Consider the following 17,193-nt stretch of genomic DNA (forward strand, 5'->3'; position numbering starts at 1 on the left):
TCGGCCGGGCTATTTCGTCTCGCTCTCTGAAGGAGGTGAGTGATGGTCGCCATCACAGATGAAATCTCCGGCATCGAAGGGGGCGGGCGCTACCGCGCCCTCGTCGCGCGCCGGTTCCTGATGCTCTCCTCGCTGCTGGCGGCACTTTTCGTCTCCGTCGCCATCGACATGGCGCTCGGTCCCGCCAACTATCCGCTCTCGGACGTGCTCGAGGCGCTGTTTCGCGCCGAGAGCGTCAGCGACCAGCTTCGCGTCGTCATCTGGGATATCCGCATGCCGATCGCATTGATGGCGGTAACCGTCGGCGCCTCGCTGTCGGTGGCGGGCGCGCAGATGCAGACGATCCTCGCCAATCCGCTCGCGAGCCCGTTCACGCTCGGCATTTCGGCCGCGGCCGGCTTCGGCGCGGCGCTCGGGCTCGTGGGGGGCATCGCGGTCTTCCCCGTCGCCGTCCAATACATGGTGCCGCTCAACGCCTTTCTGATGGCGATGCTGGCGGCGCTCTTCATCCATTTCGCCTCGACCATGCGCGGCGTCACCGTCGAGACGATCGTGCTCCTCGGCATCGCGCTCGTCTTCACCTTCAACGCGGCGCTGTCGCTGCTCGAATATCTCGCCTCCGAGCAGGCGCTGGCGGCCGTCGTCTTCTGGACCATGGGCAGCCTCACCAAGGCGACCTGGCCGAAGGTGTTCATCACCGGCGCCGTTCTCGTTTTGGCCGTCCCGCTCTTTGCGCGGCATGCCTGGGCGCTGACGGCGCTTCGCCTTGGCGACGACAAGGCCGCGAGCTTTGGCATCAATGTCCGCCGCCTCAGGCTCGAAACGATGCTGACCGTGAGCCTGCTTTCGGCTATCCCGGTTTCGTTCGTCGGCACGATCGGCTTCGTCGGTCTCGTCGGACCGCACATCGCCCGCATGCTCGTCGGCGAGGACCAGCGCTTCTTCCTGCCGGCTTCGATCCTCTGCGGCGCGCTCCTGCTCTCCGTCACCTCGGTCGTCAGCAAGATGCTGATCCCCGGGGCGGTGCTGCCGATCGGCATCATCACGGCGCTCGTCGGCGTTCCCTTCTTCTTCGTCCTGATTTTCACCAACAGGAGGCGGTCATGGTGAGCCTTGTGCTCGAGGGGGTCGGCGCCACCTATGGCCGGCGCATCGTGCTGTCGGACATCACGACCGGGACGCTCAGGGGCGGCGGGCTGACGGCCGTCATCGGTCCGAATGCGGCGGGGAAATCGACGCTCTTCAAGCGCATCGCCGGTCTCGCCGCCGGTCCGGGCCTCGTTCACCTCTCGGATACGGCGAGGGGACCGGAGGCGATCTGCTACATGCCGCAGGACACCGGCGCCAATGCGGTGTTGACGGTCTACGAGTCGGTCCTCCTTTCGGCCAAGCAAGGTTCCGGCTGGAAGGTCAAGGATGGCGAACTCGCCGAAATCGATCGGGTGCTGGCCGCGCTGCGGATCGGCGATCTCGCCTTCCGCGGCCTCGGCGAGCTTTCCGGCGGCCAGCGCCAGCTCGTCTCGATCGCGCAGGCGCTGGTGCGAAAGCCCGAAATCCTGCTGATGGACGAGCCGACCTCGGCGCTCGACCTTTTCCGCCAGATCGAGGTGCTGGGCTTCATGAAGCGGCTTGCTACGCAATCCGGCATGGCGGTGCTGATTGCGCTGCACGACCTCAATCACGCGCTGCGCTATTGCGACGATACGATCGTCATCAGCGGCGGCTCCGTGGCCGCGAGCGGCCCCACGCACACGGTGATCACGGCAGAGATGCTGAAATCCGTCTACCGGGTCGAGGCGCGGGTCGAAGCCTGCTCGCTCGGCCGCCCCGTCATCATCGTCGATGATTCCCTCGTCGCCGGGTGAGCAGCGGCGGACGCATTTTCGCCGGCGGCTGTCACCGCCGGCGATCTACCTCATGGCATGCGCAGTCCGACCGGTATCGCGATCAGAACTCCTCCCAGCTCTCCTGCATGGCGGCGTTGCCCTGCTCGGATAAGCCCGCGCGCGTTTCGCTCCCAGCTCACGCGCGGGAGATGGTGACCCGTGGCGTCCGTCGCCTGGCGTCTGCGCGCGTGCCCGCGCGACGGACGCCTTGCCGATATCGAAGCCACGGAGCATGGCCGCGATGCGGCTCACTTCCATTTCCCGCGGCCGGACGGAACTGCGCACGGAACCAGGCGTCGCCAGCCTAAACGGTCACCGCGCTTCAACCTGCTCGACACCGGGTGCGCTGCAAATTATCTATAAAGCATGGCCGCGACGAACGAAGACACGATTGCCACCCGCATCTGCCGCATCCTCGCGGAACGGATCGTGACGGGTGAACTGGAGCCGGGTACCAAGCTCCGGCAGGATCACATCGCCGAGGAATTCGGAACGAGCCATGTGCCGGTGCGCGAGGCCTTCCGTCGGCTTGAGGCGCAGGGTCTTGCCGTGAGCGAGCCGCGCCGCGGCGTGCGGGTCGCCACCTTCAGCCTCGAAGCGGTGCGCGAGGTTGCCGAGATGCGGGCGGCGCTCGAGGTTCTGGCGCTGCGCCACGCGGCGCCGCACCTGACGCCGTCGATCCTCGACCAGGCGGAGGAGGCGACCGTCGAAGCCGACAGGGCGCGCGACGTACGCTCCTGGGAGGAAGCGAACCGCCGCTTCCACCGATTGCTTTTGACGCCCTGCGGCATGCCGCGCCTGCTCGCCGCCATCGACGATCTGCATGCGGTCAGTGCCCGCTTCCTGTTCGCAACCTGGCGATCGGATTGGGAAGTCAGGCCCGACCACGACCACAGGGCGATTCTCGCTTTCCTTCGCCAGGGCAGGACAGAGAACGCCGCCGCCGTGCTGGAGCGCCATGTCCAGAGGATCGGGCAAAAGCCGGCGAAAAATGCATCCGGCGGCGCCTTCGCAATCGTCGGCTGATCGCCGCCTCCAGCCGATTGCTTTTGCAGCATTTTCCGATTTCCCGCGGCGCGTTCGCCATGGCTGCTTCCCCTGTCGAATCCCTCTTTGGTTGTATTTCTGAAGCTGTTCGCCGAATAGGCGCTTGCACCTTCGTTGATCCGCCGAAATTATAGATAATATTGGAATCTATCTATATAGACCGCAAGCGCATAGGGGATCGCGAGAAATGCTCGACGTACACGCTTCACGGGAAGGAGGAACGGCCAGTTCCGGGTCCGCTGCAGAGCCTTGGACGCTCGACGATGCGAAAAAAATCTATAATTTGCCCTTCAACGATCTTCTCTTCCGCGCCCAATCCGTCCATCGCGCCCATTTCGACCCAAACGCCGTGCAGATGAGCCGGCTCCTGTCGATCAAGACCGGCGGCTGCGCGGAGGACTGCGGCTATTGCAGCCAGTCGGCGCACTATCCGACGGGGCTCAAGGCCTCGAAACTGATGGAGGTCGAGCGGGTCATCGCCGAGGCCCGGAAGGCCAGGGAGGGCGGGGCGACGCGCTACTGCATGGGGGCCGCCTGGCGCAGCCCGAAGGAGCGCGACATGGAAACGATTGTCGCCATGGTCGAGGGCGTCAAGGCGCTCGGCATGGAGACCTGCATGACGCTCGGCATGCTGAACCCGGCGCAGTCGGCGCGGCTTGCCGATGCCGGCCTCGACTACTACAACCACAACATCGACACGTCTGAGCGCTTCTACGGCGAAGTCATCACCACCCGGACCTTCGCCGACCGACTGGAGACGCTTGCCAATGTGCGCGAGGCGGGGATCAAGGTCTGCGCCGGCGGCATCCTCGGCATGCGCGAGACGGTCGACGACCGCATCTCGATGCTGGTGACGCTCGCCAATCTACCGACCGCTCCGGAAAGCGTGCCGATCAACATGCTGATCCCGATCCCCGGGTCGAAGCTCGCCGACGCGCCGCCGGTCGATCCGATCGATTTCGTCCGGACAATCGCGCTTGCCCGCATCCTGATGCCGCAGTCCCATGTCCGCCTCTCGGCCGGCCGCACCGGAATGAGCGATGAAATACAGGCGCTCTGCTTCTTCGCCGGGGCGAACTCGATCTTCGTGGGCGAGACGCTGCTGACCGCCGACAATCCCGGCGAGGACCATGATACGGCGCTGTTCCGCCGTCTCGGGCTGAAGCCGATGGAACTGCAGCCGGAGCCGGCCGAATGACCTCGGGCGCTTTCGCTCGTTACGAAAGGACGCTGGCTGGGCTCGATCGCAGGGGGCGGCGCCGGGAGCTTGCGTCCGGGGACGGTGTCGATTTCACCTCGAACGACTATCTGGCGCTTGCCGACTCGCCGCGCCTCAAGGCCGCCATCGTCGCGGCGATCGACCGCGGCGTGCCGGTCGGTGCCGGCGGCTCGCGGCTCTTGCGCGGCAACCATCCGGAGCATGAGGCGCTGGAGGCGGAGGCGGCCGAATTCTTCGGGGCGGGCCGGGCGCTTTTCTTCGGCAGCGGCTATGCTGCCAATGTCGCGCTGTTTTCGACCCTGCCGCAGCGTGACGACATCATCGTCCATGATGCGCTGATCCATGCGAGCGCTCACGAAGGCATTGCCGCCAGCAAGGCGCCGGCCGTTGCGGTGCCTCACAACGATGCGGATGCCTTTGCCGAGGCGATCCGCAAGTGGCGCGCTGCCGGCGGAAGGGGGCGTCCGTGGATCGCCGTCGAAAGCCTCTACTCGATGGACGGCGACCGGGCCCCGCTTGCCGAACTCGCCGCGATCGCGGAGCGGCATGACGGCTTTCTGGTGATCGACGAGGCGCATGCGACCGGCGTCTTCGGCCCCGGCCTTTCGGCCACGCTCGAGGGCCGGGACAATATCCTCGCCTTGCACACCTGCGGCAAGGCGCTCGGGGTTTCGGGCGCCTTGCTCGGCGTGAACGCGGTCCTTTGCGACTATCTCGTCAACCGCGCCCGCGGCTTCATCTATTCGACGGCGCCGTCACCGCTGATCGCCGCCGCCGTTCGCGAGGCCTTGCGGATACTCGCGGACGAGCCGCATCGCCGAGCGGCTTTCGATGAGCTCAGGGCCTTCGCCAATGAGGCCCTTGCGGCACGGCTCGGCTTTAAGGGCAGCGGAACGCAGATCCTGCCGGTGATGATCGGCGACAATGCCCGGGCGGTGAAGATCGCGGCACGCCTGCGCTCGGAAGGCTTCGATATCCGGGCGATCCGGCCGCCGACCGTGCCGGAAGGTACGGCGCGGCTTCGGATCGCGATCACGCTCAATGTCGACCGGTCGGCAATTACCGAGATGCTGGAGAGGCTCGAGATCGCGATGGCGGAGGAACAGCCATGACGCTGCGCCTGGTGGTCACCGGCACGGATACCGGCATCGGCAAGACGGTCTTTGCGGCGGCACTCACCGACGCGCTCGCGGGCTTCTATTGGAAGCCGGTGCAGTCCGGGCTCGATGGCGAAACGGACAGCGAAACCGTGCGGCGGCTCGGGCAGATGGCGCCGGACCGCATCCTGCCCGAGGCCTACAGGCTCAGGGCACCCGCCTCGCCGCATCTCTCTGCCAGGCTCGATGGCGTGACGGTTCTCGCCGATAGGCTCTCACCGCCCGAGACCGACGCGCCGCTGGTCATCGAAGGGGCCGGCGGCCTCATGGTGCCGCTCACCGAACAGACCATCTTTGCCGATGTCTTCGCGCGCTGGCGGTTTCCCGTCGTCCTCTGCGCCCGCACCGGGCTCGGGACGATCAATCACACGCTCTTGTCGCTCGAGGCGCTGCGCGCGCGCTCGATCCCGATCCTCGGCGTCGCCTTCATTGGCGACGAGCAGGCGGACACCCAGGCGACCATCGCTGCGCTCGCACACGTCCGCGTGCTCGGCCGGCTGCCGCGGCTCGCCTTGACGCCGGATGCCCTGCGGCAAGCATTTCGCGCGCATTTCGACATCGACCGCTTCCGCGAGGTGCCGGCATGAAAAGGTCTCCCGTCTGGCATCCCTTCACCCAGCATGCGCTCGAAGCCCCGATGAAGCGGATTGTCGCTACTGAGGGCGCCTACCTCATAGACGAGGACGGCGAGCGGATCTTCGATGCGATCTCCTCCTGGTGGGTGATCACCCATGGTCACCGGCACCCGGCGATCATGGAGGCGATCCGGCGCGCCTCGGAGAATTACGACCAGATCATCTTCGCCGAATATACCCATGCGCCGGCGGAGGAGCTTGCGCGCGGCCTGATCGCGATCGCGCCCGCGGGCCTCGAGCACGTGTTCTATTCCGACAGCGGCTCGACTGCGGTGGAAGTGGCACTGAAAATGGCGCTGGGCTTCTTCCACAATATCGGCGCCCCGCGCAGCCGCATCTGCGTCCTGGAGCAGGGCTACCACGGTGACACGATCGGCACGATGTCGGCGGGCGAGCGCGGCGTCTTCAATGCGGCCTACGAACCGCTCCTCTTCGCCGTCGACCGGGTACCCTTTCCGGAAGCCGGCCGCGAACAGGAGACGCTCGACGCCTTCGAGACCTTCTGTGCCTCCGGCCAGGTGGCGGCACTGCTCGTCGAGCCGCTGGTGCTCGGCGCCGGCGGCATGAAGACCTACCCGGCTTCGGTCCTCGGCGAATTGAAGCGGATCGCCGAGCGGCACGGCAGCCTCTTCATCGCCGACGAGGTGATGACCGGATGGGGCCGGACGGGTCCGCTCTTCGCCTGCGAGCAGGCGGGGATCGCGCCCGACATCCTCTGCACCTCGAAGGGGCTCACGGGCGGCGCGCTGCCGCTGGCGGCGACGCTGTGCACGGCCGCGATATTCGATGCGCATCTTTCGACCGACCGCCGCAGGACGTTCTTTCATTCGAGCTCCTATACGGCCAACCCGATCGCCTGCGCGGCCGCGCTCGCCAATCTCGGCATCTGGAAGACCGAGCCGGTCGGCGAGCGCATCGAGGCGCTGGCGGCGATGCAGCGCCGCCGCCTGCGGCGCTTCGAAGGCGACCCGCGCTTCTGCAACATGCGCCAGGCGGGCACCATCGCTGCGCTCGACCTCGCCGTGCCCGTCGGCGGCTATCTTTCGGACGTCGGGCCGCGCCTTCGCGCCTTCTTCCGCGAACGCAGGCTCCTCATCCGGCCGCTCGGCAATGTCATCTACCTGATGCCGCCCTATTGCGTCACCGATGCCGATCTCGACCGCGCCTATGATGCGATCGACGAGGCGGCGTCGGCCTTCGCGGCAGGGCGGCTATGAGCGCCGTCCGGTCCTCCTGCCTTGCCGGCTTCGGCCATTTCGTGCCGACGCGGCGCGTCGAAAATGCCGAGATCGAAACGAGACTCTGCCTCGAGCCGGGCTGGATCGAGCGGCGGACCGGCATTCGCGCACGACGGTGGGTGGACGCAGGTGACACGCTGAGCGGACTTGCCGCCAAAGCGGGGGAGGCGGCGCTTCAGGACGCGGGCGTCGCGCGCAACGACATCGCCTTGACGCTGCTTGCGACCTCGACGCCCGATCACCTGCTGCCGCCATCGGCGCCGCTGCTCGCCCATCGTCTGGGGCTCGCCAATTCCGGTGCGATCGACCTTGCCGGCGCCTGCTCCGGCTTTCTCTACGCGCTGACGCTCGCCGACGGCTTCGTCCGCGCCCAGGGAAGACCGGTCCTCGTCGTTGCCGCCAATATCCTCAGCCGCCGGATCAATCCGGCGGAAAGGGCAAGCGCCGTGCTCTTCGCCGATGCGGCGGGCGCCGTCGTCGTCGCGCCTTGCGACGATGCCGACAAGGGGCTGATCGGCGTCGATCTGGCCTCGGACGGGAGCGGCTACGACCTGATCACGATACCGGCGGGCGGCAGCAGCCGACCCTTCGCACCCGGCATGGCGGCGGAGGACGTCCTGATGACGATGCGTGACGGGCGGGACGTGTTCATCCGCGCCGTGGAGATGATGACGGCCTGCTCAACGCGCGCGCTCGCAAATGCGGGTCTTTGCCCTGCCGACGTCAGCCGTTTCGTGCCCCATCAGGCAAATGTCCGGATTTTCGATGCGGTTTGCGGCAATCTCGACATCGAGCCGGGAAGAACCGTGCGCAGCATCGAAGACCACGGCAACTCGTCGGCCGCAACGATCCCGCTCTCGCTCTCGCTTGCGCACCAACGGAAGCCTTTCGCGTCGGGAGAAAAGCTGTTGCTGACCGCGGCGGGCGCGGGGCTGACCGGTGGGGCCGTGGTCCTGGGTATTTAAGGCGCGGTGTGCGGCGGTTTACCTTACCCGGTGCCGCCGGGGCTTCTCGCGATCTCGGTGATAACGTCGCCCGTGTTTCCCACCGGGCAGCGTGCCCTGTCCAGTGCGGCCGTCGCGAATGCCGCTTACCCTTCGAGGATCTGCCTCAGCGTCGCGGCATCTTCGCGGAATGCCGACGGGTCGTCGTTTGCCACGAATTCGATGAGGGCAAAGCGCCGCCCGGTCCAGCGCGTCGCGGGCAGGGCGTCGAGGACTTGTCGCCAATAGTCGGCGGCCGAGGCCAGCGGGAAGCGATTGCGGGCGTTGTCCCAGGCGAAGACATGGAGATGGGAGACATGCTCGCCGATTTCGGCAATCTCGGCCAGCGCTTCGGCAAGCGGCAGTCCAGGGCGCGGCTGCCAATAGAGATAGACATCTGGATGGGCGATCGCGTCGATCAGGCGGCGCGCCGAGAGGGTGTCGTCCGTCAACGATTGCGGGTGATATTCCAGCGAGACGGTGACGCCATGCCGCGCGGCTTCATCGCCCATGGCGCGGATCATGTCCGCCACGGCGCGCCGTTCATCGGCGGCGTAATCGGCGGAATCGCGCCCGCGTGTGCCGGGCCAGATGCGGATATTGGAGGCGCCCAGCGCGATCGTCGTCTCGAGTGCGCGCCGGAAGGCGGAGAGATCGTCCGTCGGCGGCGCGACATAGGAACCGTAGGAGGTCGCCAATCCAGCGCCTTCGCAGAGGTCCGCGACCGTCCGGGCAAGTGACGTGTCTCCGGGAGGCACATGGGCATCGCCCGCCCATTCGACCGCGGCAAGTCCGGCTTCCTTCGCCAGCACCACGATCCTGTCCGCCACGATGTTGCGGAAGGTCACCGTGCACAGCCCCGGTTCGAAGCCGCTCATGCAATCCGCTCCAGATCGGCCTTGCGGATTTCGAAATCGAGCGGCCTGCCTGCGACGAAGCGGGCGATCTCATCGACCGCCATCTCGCCGAGGCGCGTTCGCTCCAGCCCGATCGCGCCGGCGATGTGGGGGGTCAGGAAGACATTCGGCAGGTCGTAGAGGGGCGAGCTTGCCTCCGGCACTTCCGGATCCGTGACGTCGATGACGGCATGGATCGCGCCCGTCTTCAGCCTGTCGATGAGCGCCGCTTCGTCGACGAGCGCTCCGCGCGCCGTATTGATGAGGGTCGCGCCCTCCTTCATGAGCGAGAGCCGCCGCGCATCGATCATGTGCCGGGTCTCGGGCAGCGAAGGCGCGTGCAGGGATACGATATCCGAGCGCGCCATCAACGGATCGAGGTCCGCCTTCTCGGCACCAAGCGCCGCGGCACCTTCCGGATTGACCAGTGGGTCGTAGAGCAGGATGCGGTAATCGAAATGCCGCAGCAACTCGATCACCCGCCGCCCGATCCGCGACGCGCCGACGATGCCGACGGTGCGGCGATAATTTCCGATCGGCTCGCCCTGCAGGCGGTGGATCCGCGCGCGGTTCCTGTTGGCGGCATAGAGATCGCGGAAGCGGAAGACCTGCTTGCCGGCGAAGATGATCGCGGCAAGCGTGAACTCGGCAACCGGCACCGCATTGGCCTCCGCCGCATGGCTGACGGCAATCCCCGCATCGAAGACGCCTTCGTCGATCAGACCCTTGACCGTGCCGGCGGCATGCACGATGAGGCGAAGGCGCGGCGCCTGCGCCAGCGCCGTGCCGTCGAACGGCGGAGCGCCCCAACCGGTCACCAGGATTTCCGCTTCGGCCAGGAGCCGCCTCGCCCGTTCGTCATCGAAGCACGTCATCGGCGCTTCATCGAGAATGCGGGCAAGACCTTCGATCCGCCGCAGGAGTTCCGGCGTCAGGACGTATCGCGTCCGGTCGGGCTGCATTGCAAAGGCGATCGCGGGCCGGGTCATGGCATTCGCACCGGGGCTTTCATCGCGCTCACGGTCTCGCCGTCTTCCGCGAGCGCGCGCAATTCGTCGATGCCCGGCGCCGCCGGCGGCCTCGACCAGTCGTCGAAGGAAGTGTCGCGTAGTGCGACAACCGCAGAGCGCAGGATGGTTTCTCCGGCCGGTATCGTGGCGTGCAATTGCGGCACAAGCGTTTTCGCTACGATCAGGTTGGTGTTGGGGGGCGCCTTCTGGACGAGGCCCTGGCGGATGACGGTCGACCCGAGGTCGCGAATGCCGCTGAAATCCACGGCCCCGATCGCGTGGGCAGAGCCGGCGGCCGCGGAGAGCGAGTCGGCCTCGAAGTCGCGCCTGGCGATGGCAAAGCCGCCTTCGGCCGTTTCGAGGGGCCGTGGCGTAGTGATCCGATGCACCCGGATGTGCCAGGGCGGCGAGGGAATGAGCCAGGTCTCGACGACGACGTCCGGCCAGGGCGACCATCTTGAAAAGAGCATCGTGCCGGCAAGGCGCGCCTCTTCGTTGCCTTCGCGCACCCGATAGTGAATGCCGTCGTCGCTGAAGGCCAGCATCGAATCGAAAGCGCCGCCGGCAAAGGCCCGCTCGTCGCTCTCGACGCTGAAGCCATAGCGGGTGGAATAGGCGAATTTCGCGTATTTTTCCGAGCCGAACCGCATCTGCCGGTTCTCCTGGCCAGAGGAAAGCGCCACGACATCGCCCTTGCAAGGCATCATGACCATGCCCGGATGGCGGAATGCGACGGGCGCATCCCCCTGGGCCAGCGGCGTTTCCGCGCTCGTCCAGAACGGATGATCCTCGCCGACGGCAAGCGGCAGGAAGGCCTTGAACGCCCAGTAGGGCGAGCCCGCGGAATTGTAGTTCTCCGACATCAGGAGGTTCGGATAGCCATAGCCGATCGACAGCACGCCGTCGCGGTCGGTCATCGGCTTGTCCGCCCACCAGCGGAGGTGGCGCAGGCAGAGCCCCTTGATCTCGCCCCAGGGCAGCGCCTCCAGATCGGCAAAGGCGAGCGCCGACCAGAAGCCTGCACAGGCGAAACGGTAGGTGAGGCTGCGGCCGAAGGGGAGGGCGGCGCCGTCCTCAGCGAACCAGCGGCGAAAGTCCTGGGCGAAGAGAAGCGCCCGCTCCCGGTAGCGCTCGGCGTAGTCGTCGTCGACGAGGCGCGCGTAGATCAGGCCATAGAAGTGCATGGCAAAGGGGATGTAATGGTCGATGCGCCGAACGTTGCCGTCCCGATACCAGCCATCGGCGATGTAGAAGCCTTCGAGCTCGGCGAGATAGGCATGCGTAAGGCTCCGGTCGTATTCGACCCCCAGGCGGTCGAGCGCGATGTCGACCAGGATGCGGAAGAACTTCCAGTTGTTGTCGGCATAGTCGAATTGCCGGGCGTGGATGAGATAGGCGACGAGCCCGTCGCGCGCTGCCGGGCTCAGCGGATCCCATATCTTTTCCGGCACCAGGGCGAGCGCGAAGCCGAGTGCTGCGAGTTCGACCATGCGCTGGTCGCGGCCGTTGACGGCGCCCCAATATTCCGGATGGTCCGGATCGGTGCCGTTGGCGATGCCTTGCGCGTAACGGTCCCAGTGGGCGAACTGGCCGCCGCCGGCGGCAAAGGGGGCGAGCCCCCAGAGCGGCCGCGCGAAACCTTCGAGATCAGCCGCGGCACGGTCGAAATGCGCCGCCGCCGCGTCGAGGCGGACGCGCGCATTCCCCTCGGAAAAATACGGCAGCAGCGGGTTGAAGAGGTCTATCAGGGCCCGCTGCATATCGGCGCGCGTCTCGAGCGCATTGCCCTTGAGCGGATTGGCGCTGGCTGGATCGTAGGTCATGCGCGCGGCCTTTCCTCAAGCGTGCCGCCGCCAACCGGCATGACGGCGTGAGAGACCTGCCGGGCGGGTGCGTCCGGGTGGCGGAAGCGCTGCTGCATCATGCCGATCGCCTCGCGGCCAAGCGCCACGCGGTCGACCCGCATCGTTGCGAGGCGCGGATTGGCCATCTCGGCGCAGGGCAGGTCGTCGAAGCCGACGATGGCGAAATCGTTCGGAACGCGCCGGCCGATTTCCGTCACCGCCTCGAGCACGCCGACTGCGACGAAATCGTTCATGCAGAAGGCGGCGGTGAAGCCCGCGTCCTCGGCAAGGGCCGCGAGCGTCGCCGAATGCGCCTCGACGCTCGCATCGGTCTCGAACGGCAGGCGGATGACCCGCGCCTCGCCGCCTTCCACCGAGGCGACCGCGGCTTCGAAACCGCGGATGCGCTCGCGGATCGTCTGCCGGTGCGACCCGGTCAGGTGGAGGATGCGGCGATGACCGGCATCGATCAGCCGCCGCGTTGCCGCATAGGCGCCGAAGAAGTTGGAGGGCGAGACGCCGTCGAACCGCATTTCAGGATCGGTGCCGTTGACGAGGACCACGGGCGTGCGGCTCTCCTCCAGCCAGTCGCAGAGCGCTGCGCCCGGATCGATGCCCACCAGGAAGAGCCCTTGCGCGCCGGCCGATTGCATATGCTCGCGCACGACCTCAGGGGTTGCCTTCGCCTCGCGGACGAGGCGGATGTCGAAAGGCATGCCCTGCCGCGCCGCCTCCGAGCGCAAGCCCTCGACGAGGCCCTCGTAGAAGATGCTCAAGCCGCCGGTGACGCCGTTGCTCGCAATCAGCGCCAGCGCCGGCGGCGCCGATTTCGGAGCCGCCTTCAGCGGATAGCCGAGGTCTCCGGCGACCTCAAGGATCTGTCGCCGGACATCATCGCTGATGCCGGGCTCGTTGGCGAGCACGCGCGACACGGTGGAAACCGAGACCCCGGCCCGGGCGGCAATGTCGGCTTGACGGAATCGTTTGGGTGGCGTTTCGATCATGCTGCAAACAATACGCAAACAATGCAAATTTGCAAGCAAAGAAGAAAACCTTGCGCGAATTGATTTTTTGCATAATCTTTTACCTCGGCTTTGGTTCTGCCGGAGGCTGGAGGAGAGCGCCGGCAACGACAGGGAGGAACGGCATGCTATTCAATCGACGCACATTCATGCTCGGCACGGCGGGCGCGGCCGCCGGCATTGCGCTTGCGACGTCCCGTTCCCGGTCGGCCTTCGCGGCCGAAGATTCGCAATTGCGCGCCATGTGGTGGGGCTCCAATGATCGCTCTAAGCGGACATTGAGCGTTGCCAGGCTCTTCCAGGAGAAGAACCCGGGTATTTCGATCGTCGGCGAGAGCCTGAGCGGCGACGGGTACTGGACCAAGCTCGCGACGCAGATGGCCGGCCGCGCCATTGCCGACGTTTTCCAGCTCGAGCCCAATACGATCTCGGACTACTCGAAACGCGGCGCCTGCCTCGCGCTCGACCCCTTCATCAACTCGGCCCTTGACGTGAATGCCTTCGGGAAGGACATGCTGAAGCTCACGACCGTGGACGGCAAGCTCTGGGGCGTCGGTCTCGGCCTGAACTCCTTTGCGATGTTCTACGACGCCGATGCCTTCGCCAAGGCGGGCGTCACCCCGCCCGGGCTCGACACCACCTGGTCCGAATATGCCGACATCGCGATCGAAATGGCCAAGGCCACCGGCAAGGGCGGCGGGCCCTATGCCGCACGCTACACCTATGTCTTCGATGCCTGGCTCAGGCAGCGCGGCAGCAGCCTCTTCAACGAAAGCGGTCTTGGCTTCGGTGTCGAAGAGGCGAAGGAGTGGTATGCCTACTGGGAGGATCTGCGCAAGCGCGGCGGCACCGTTGCTGCCGATGTCCAGACGCTCGACCAGAATACGATCGACACCAACTGCCTGGCGCTCGGCTATTCGGCGATCGGCATGGCCTATTCGAACCAGCTGATCGGCTATCAGCTCATCATGAAGAGCAAACTCGGCATCGGCATGCTGCCCAGGGCCGAGAAGGGCGGGCCCTCGGGCCATTATTATCGCCCGGCCCTGATCTGGAGCATCGGCGCCACCTCGGAGCACGGCGAGGAAGCCGCCAAGTTCATCAGCTTCTTCGTCAACGATGTCGAAGCCGGCAAGATCCTCGGCGTCGAACGGGGCGTGCCGATGTCGCCGACCGTGCGCGAGGCAATATTGCCGCTGCTGAACCCGACCGAAGCGGAAACGGTGAAATACATCAACGCTTTGAAGGACCAGGTCGGCAGCTATCCGCCGCCGGCACCGCTCGGAGCGACGGAATTCGACCATCGCGTATTCCGCCCGATCGCGGACGAACTCGCCTTCGAGCGGGTCTCCGTCGCCGATGCCGCGGAGCGTCTGGTCAGCGAAGGAAAGGCCGCCATCCGCACCGGCTGATCCGGAAGTTCCGCAGGCGCCGGCAATGGAAAAGCGGGATGCGGGTCGGTCCTCATCCCGCTTTCCGCGCGGCATTCGCTATTGATCTCTGCCAGATGCCGGCGACGCCGATATTCACCCGCGATGGGAGCGATCGAGAAAGATTCGATTCAAACTTTCTTGGTAATTTCCCTTTAGCAAATCACGTCAGCGGGTCCTGACGGCGCCGACCCTGGCCGTCACAGTTTTGCGTACGGGTTCCTATGCGTCGTCTATCGGGTGTGTCAGCAATCGTCATCGCCTGCCTTGCCTTGTCGGGCTGTGGCTTTGGAGGCAAACGGCAGAGCGCCGTGGCCGAACGGCCGTCGCGCGAGACGACGAGTTCCGTCCGTCCCATGAGCCCGGTGCCCGTCGCCGATATCGGAGCGGCCGATGGCGAAGCCGCTGCGCTGCAGGAGGCGCTCGCCTGGGCCGGGCCGGTTCCCGAGCCGCAAGCCTTCATGCCTGCCGAAAGAACCGCGGGCATGCCGATTCCGTCGGAGCGGCCGGTGGCCATGCTGGCGCCGGAGAACCCCGCAATCGGGGCCGAACCCCGAGGCCGTTCGCGAATCTACAGCCACCGCTTCCGCGACGCCAAGCCGATCAATTTCGGCAAGCGCTCGCCGCGAAAGCTCGCCGTGCACGGCGTCGACGTTTCGCGCTGGCAGGGCAACATCGACTGGACGAAGCTCAGGACGCAGGGCGCGAACTTCGCCTATATCAAGGCGACCGACGGCGGCGATCACCTCGATCCCATGTTCAAGAAGAACTGGCGCCGGGCAAAGGAGGCCGGGCTGAAGCGGGGCGCCTATCACTTCTTCTACTGGTGCCGTACCGCCGGCGAGCAGGCCGACTGGTTCATCCGCAACGTCCCGAGGGAAGCAGGCGCCTTGCCGCCGGTCATCGACGTTGAATACAACGGCGAGTCGAGCTGCAAGCGACGCCTCTCGCCCGAGCGGGTGCGTGAAAAGATGCAGGTCTTCATGGACAAGCTGGAGCGGCACTACGGACAGCGGCCGATCATCTACACCGCTCCCGATTTCTATCGCGACAATCTGCGGGGCGCCTTCCTCAGCCATCCCTTCTGGCTGCGCTCGGTGGCCGCCCACCCGTCCAAGGTCTATCCGGGCAGGAAGTGGGTCTTCTGGCAATATTCCGGCTCCGGCCTCTCGCACGGCGTCGATGGCCGAATCGACCTCAATGTCTTCCACGGCAGCGAGGAAGACTGGCACGATTGGGTGTCGCCACGGGAAAGCTGATTGTCACGTCAGGTGAATGCCACCGGACTGCAAAATGCTCCGGGCCTTCGTGAAGCTCGTGTCAGTCTAGCACTACTTTGGCACGTTAACGATTTGTTATCCAAGATGGATTGATGTTGTGCGCTCCGAGGAAGAGGAGCGCGTCATGGCGGGTTGGCATGAGGAGTTGATGGAGTGGCTTCAGCCCTTTTTGGCGCCGCTGGGGCACAAGCGGCGGCGCCGGATGTGCCCGGCCTATGTAGCGGGTCTGATCGGCCCTGGCGATCGCAAGAGCATTCAGCCGATGGCAGCGCGAGATAGCGGCGTGAGCTATGACCAGCTTCATCATTTCATCGGCAGCGGCGTCTGGGATGCCTCTGCGCTCGAAACGGCCCTGCTCGTTGAAGCCGACAAGTTGGTTGGCGGCGACAATGCCTGGTTGATCATCGACGACACGGCGTTGCCGAAGAAGGGATGTCACTCGGTTGGCGTTGCGCCGCAATATGCCTCCGCGCTTGGGAAGACTGCCAACTGTCAGTCTCTGGTCTCGGTGACGCTGGCATCGCGCGAGGTTCCGGTGATGGTGGGGCTGCGGCTGTTTCTGCCCGAGACCTGGACGGACGATAAAGAGCGCATGGCGCGGGCCGGCGTGCCGGCGGATCAACAGATCGCTCGGACGAAGCCGGAGATCGCGCTTGAAGAGATCGACCGTGTCATCGCCTCCGGCGTCCGTTTCGGCTGCGTGCTTGCCGATTCCGGATACGGATCAACCGGGCCGTTCCGTCAGGCCTTGAGCGAGCGCGGTCTGCTCTGGGCCGTTGGCCTGTCGCGACGCCAGAACGTCTATCCGGCCGACGTTGCTCTGGTCTTCCCCGTCGCCAGCACCGGCAAGCGCCGCAAATACCACATTGCCGACCGGCCCCCGGTTTCTGCCGAGGCGATGTTGGCCGGCGAGAAATGGCAAAAGGTTAGCTGGCGCCGGGGCACCAAAGGCCGGCTGACATGTCTCTTCGCAGCCCGCCGTGTCCGGGTTGCGGATGGCCATAAGCACCGGATGCTCGATAATCGTGTGCAATGCATGCCTGGCGACGAGGTCTGGCTCGTCGGCGAGCGGCGGTCGACCGGAGAGCAAAAATACTATGTGTCGAACCTGCCGGCCGATACCACCCTCAAGACGCTCGCCGCCACGATCAAAGCGAGATGGGTCTGCGAGCAGGCACACCAGCAACTCAAGGAGGAGCTTGGGCTCGACCACTTCGAAGGCAGGTCCTGGACGGGGTTACATCGACATGCCTTGATGACGATGATCGCCTATGCCTTTCTCCAGTCTCGCCGCCTCAAGGCCGCGGGACGGAAAAAAAAGACTCACAGGTCCGCCGCCACAACCGAGCATGCCGGCCGTCAGGAAAGCGATCCTCGACATCCTTGCACGGCCGCCGCCGCGACGATGCCCCCACTGTGAGATGCTCCTCACAGAACGCCCCAAGCCAAAAGTGCCAAAGTAGTGCTAGGCTCAGGACTCATTAATCGAGATAGAAGCAGCATGTTGCGGCGATGAGGATAGCTGAGAAGAAGGTGTGGGCGCATC

At 65.8% G+C, this 17,193-nt stretch carries 15 protein-coding genes; 11 read left to right on the top strand and 4 right to left on the bottom strand.

Annotation, left to right across the window (positions count from 1 at the left end; all coding sequences use genetic code 11):
* Positions 1-42 precede the first annotated feature (42 nt).
* The 8 genes from ATB98_RS22340 (at position 43) to ATB98_RS22375 (ending at position 8,147) form a co-directional block, all read left to right on the top strand.
* Positions 43-1,110, top strand: a complete 1,068-nt coding sequence (locus ATB98_RS22340) for a FecCD family ABC transporter permease (RefSeq protein ID WP_066877619.1) — start codon at positions 43-45, stop codon at positions 1,108-1,110.
* Complete coding sequence (locus tag ATB98_RS22345) at positions 1,104-1,865, top strand: ABC transporter ATP-binding protein (protein WP_066877621.1); 762 nt, start codon at positions 1,104-1,106, stop codon at positions 1,863-1,865. The genes ATB98_RS22340 and ATB98_RS22345 overlap by 7 nt, the downstream gene beginning before the upstream one ends.
* A 387-nt stretch (positions 1,866-2,252) precedes the next feature.
* Positions 2,253-2,912 carry a GntR family transcriptional regulator gene (locus tag ATB98_RS22350; protein ID WP_066877622.1) on the top strand — a complete coding sequence of 220 codons (660 nt, stop codon included), beginning with the start codon at positions 2,253-2,255 and terminating at the stop codon, positions 2,910-2,912.
* A gap of 208 nt (positions 2,913-3,120) precedes the next feature.
* Positions 3,121-4,131 (top strand): biotin synthase BioB, encoded by a 1,011-nt coding sequence (gene bioB / locus ATB98_RS22355; RefSeq protein ID WP_066877624.1) that lies wholly within the window; start codon positions 3,121-3,123, stop codon positions 4,129-4,131.
* Positions 4,128-5,264: an 8-amino-7-oxononanoate synthase gene (locus ATB98_RS22360; protein WP_066877627.1), complete on the top strand. Its 1,137-nt coding sequence runs from the start codon at positions 4,128-4,130 to the stop codon at positions 5,262-5,264. Before bioB ends, ATB98_RS22360 begins: the two co-directional genes overlap by 4 nt.
* On the top strand, positions 5,261-5,896 hold the full coding sequence (gene bioD / locus ATB98_RS22365) for a dethiobiotin synthase (protein ID WP_066877629.1): 636 nt from the start codon (positions 5,261-5,263) through the stop codon (positions 5,894-5,896). Before ATB98_RS22360 ends, bioD begins: the two co-directional genes overlap by 4 nt.
* A complete protein-coding gene (locus ATB98_RS22370; protein ID WP_066877631.1) occupies positions 5,893-7,161 on the top strand; it encodes an adenosylmethionine--8-amino-7-oxononanoate transaminase in 1,269 nt (422 codons plus the stop codon). Before bioD ends, ATB98_RS22370 begins: the two co-directional genes overlap by 4 nt.
* Complete coding sequence (locus tag ATB98_RS22375) at positions 7,158-8,147, top strand: beta-ketoacyl-ACP synthase III (RefSeq protein WP_066877633.1); 990 nt, start codon at positions 7,158-7,160, stop codon at positions 8,145-8,147. The genes ATB98_RS22370 and ATB98_RS22375 overlap by 4 nt, the downstream gene beginning before the upstream one ends.
* A 125-nt stretch (positions 8,148-8,272) precedes the next feature.
* Here the strand turns inward: ATB98_RS22375 and ATB98_RS22380 are convergent, their stop codons facing one another.
* Genes ATB98_RS22380 through ATB98_RS22395 form a run of 4 tightly spaced genes read right to left on the bottom strand, consistent with a single transcriptional unit; the run spans position 8,273 to position 12,919 of the window.
* On the bottom strand, positions 8,273-9,043 hold the full coding sequence (locus tag ATB98_RS22380) for a sugar phosphate isomerase/epimerase family protein (protein WP_066877635.1): 771 nt from the start codon (positions 9,041-9,043) through the stop codon (positions 8,273-8,275).
* Complete coding sequence (locus tag ATB98_RS22385; protein ID WP_066877637.1) at positions 9,040-10,050, bottom strand: hydroxyacid dehydrogenase; 1,011 nt, start codon at positions 10,048-10,050, stop codon at positions 9,040-9,042. Before ATB98_RS22385 ends, ATB98_RS22380 begins: the two co-directional genes overlap by 4 nt.
* Complete coding sequence (locus ATB98_RS22390) at positions 10,047-11,894, bottom strand: DUF2264 domain-containing protein (protein WP_066877639.1); 1,848 nt, start codon at positions 11,892-11,894, stop codon at positions 10,047-10,049. The genes ATB98_RS22385 and ATB98_RS22390 overlap by 4 nt, the downstream gene beginning before the upstream one ends.
* On the bottom strand, positions 11,891-12,919 hold the full coding sequence (locus ATB98_RS22395) for a LacI family DNA-binding transcriptional regulator (protein WP_066877641.1): 1,029 nt from the start codon (positions 12,917-12,919) through the stop codon (positions 11,891-11,893). The genes ATB98_RS22390 and ATB98_RS22395 overlap by 4 nt, the downstream gene beginning before the upstream one ends.
* 143 nt (positions 12,920-13,062) lie before the next feature.
* On the opposite strand from ATB98_RS22395, the gene ATB98_RS22400 reads away from it, so the two are divergent.
* The 3 genes from ATB98_RS22400 to ATB98_RS22410 all read left to right on the top strand — a co-directional run bounded on the left by ATB98_RS22400 (position 13,063) and on the right by ATB98_RS22410 (position 17,067).
* A complete protein-coding gene (locus tag ATB98_RS22400; protein WP_066877643.1) occupies positions 13,063-14,349 on the top strand; it encodes an ABC transporter substrate-binding protein in 1,287 nt (428 codons plus the stop codon).
* Positions 14,350-14,591: 242 nt separating this feature from the next.
* Positions 14,592-15,626: a glycoside hydrolase family 25 protein gene (locus ATB98_RS22405; RefSeq protein ID WP_066877645.1), complete on the top strand. Its 1,035-nt coding sequence runs from the start codon at positions 14,592-14,594 to the stop codon at positions 15,624-15,626.
* Positions 15,627-15,771: 145 nt separating this feature from the next.
* Complete coding sequence (locus ATB98_RS22410) at positions 15,772-17,067, top strand: IS701 family transposase (protein ID WP_066877647.1); 1,296 nt, start codon at positions 15,772-15,774, stop codon at positions 17,065-17,067.
* The last annotated feature ends 126 nt before the right edge of the window (positions 17,068-17,193 follow it).

The organism is Sinorhizobium saheli (assembly GCF_001651875.1).
Classification (GTDB): Bacteria; Pseudomonadota; Alphaproteobacteria; order Rhizobiales; family Rhizobiaceae; genus Sinorhizobium; species Sinorhizobium saheli.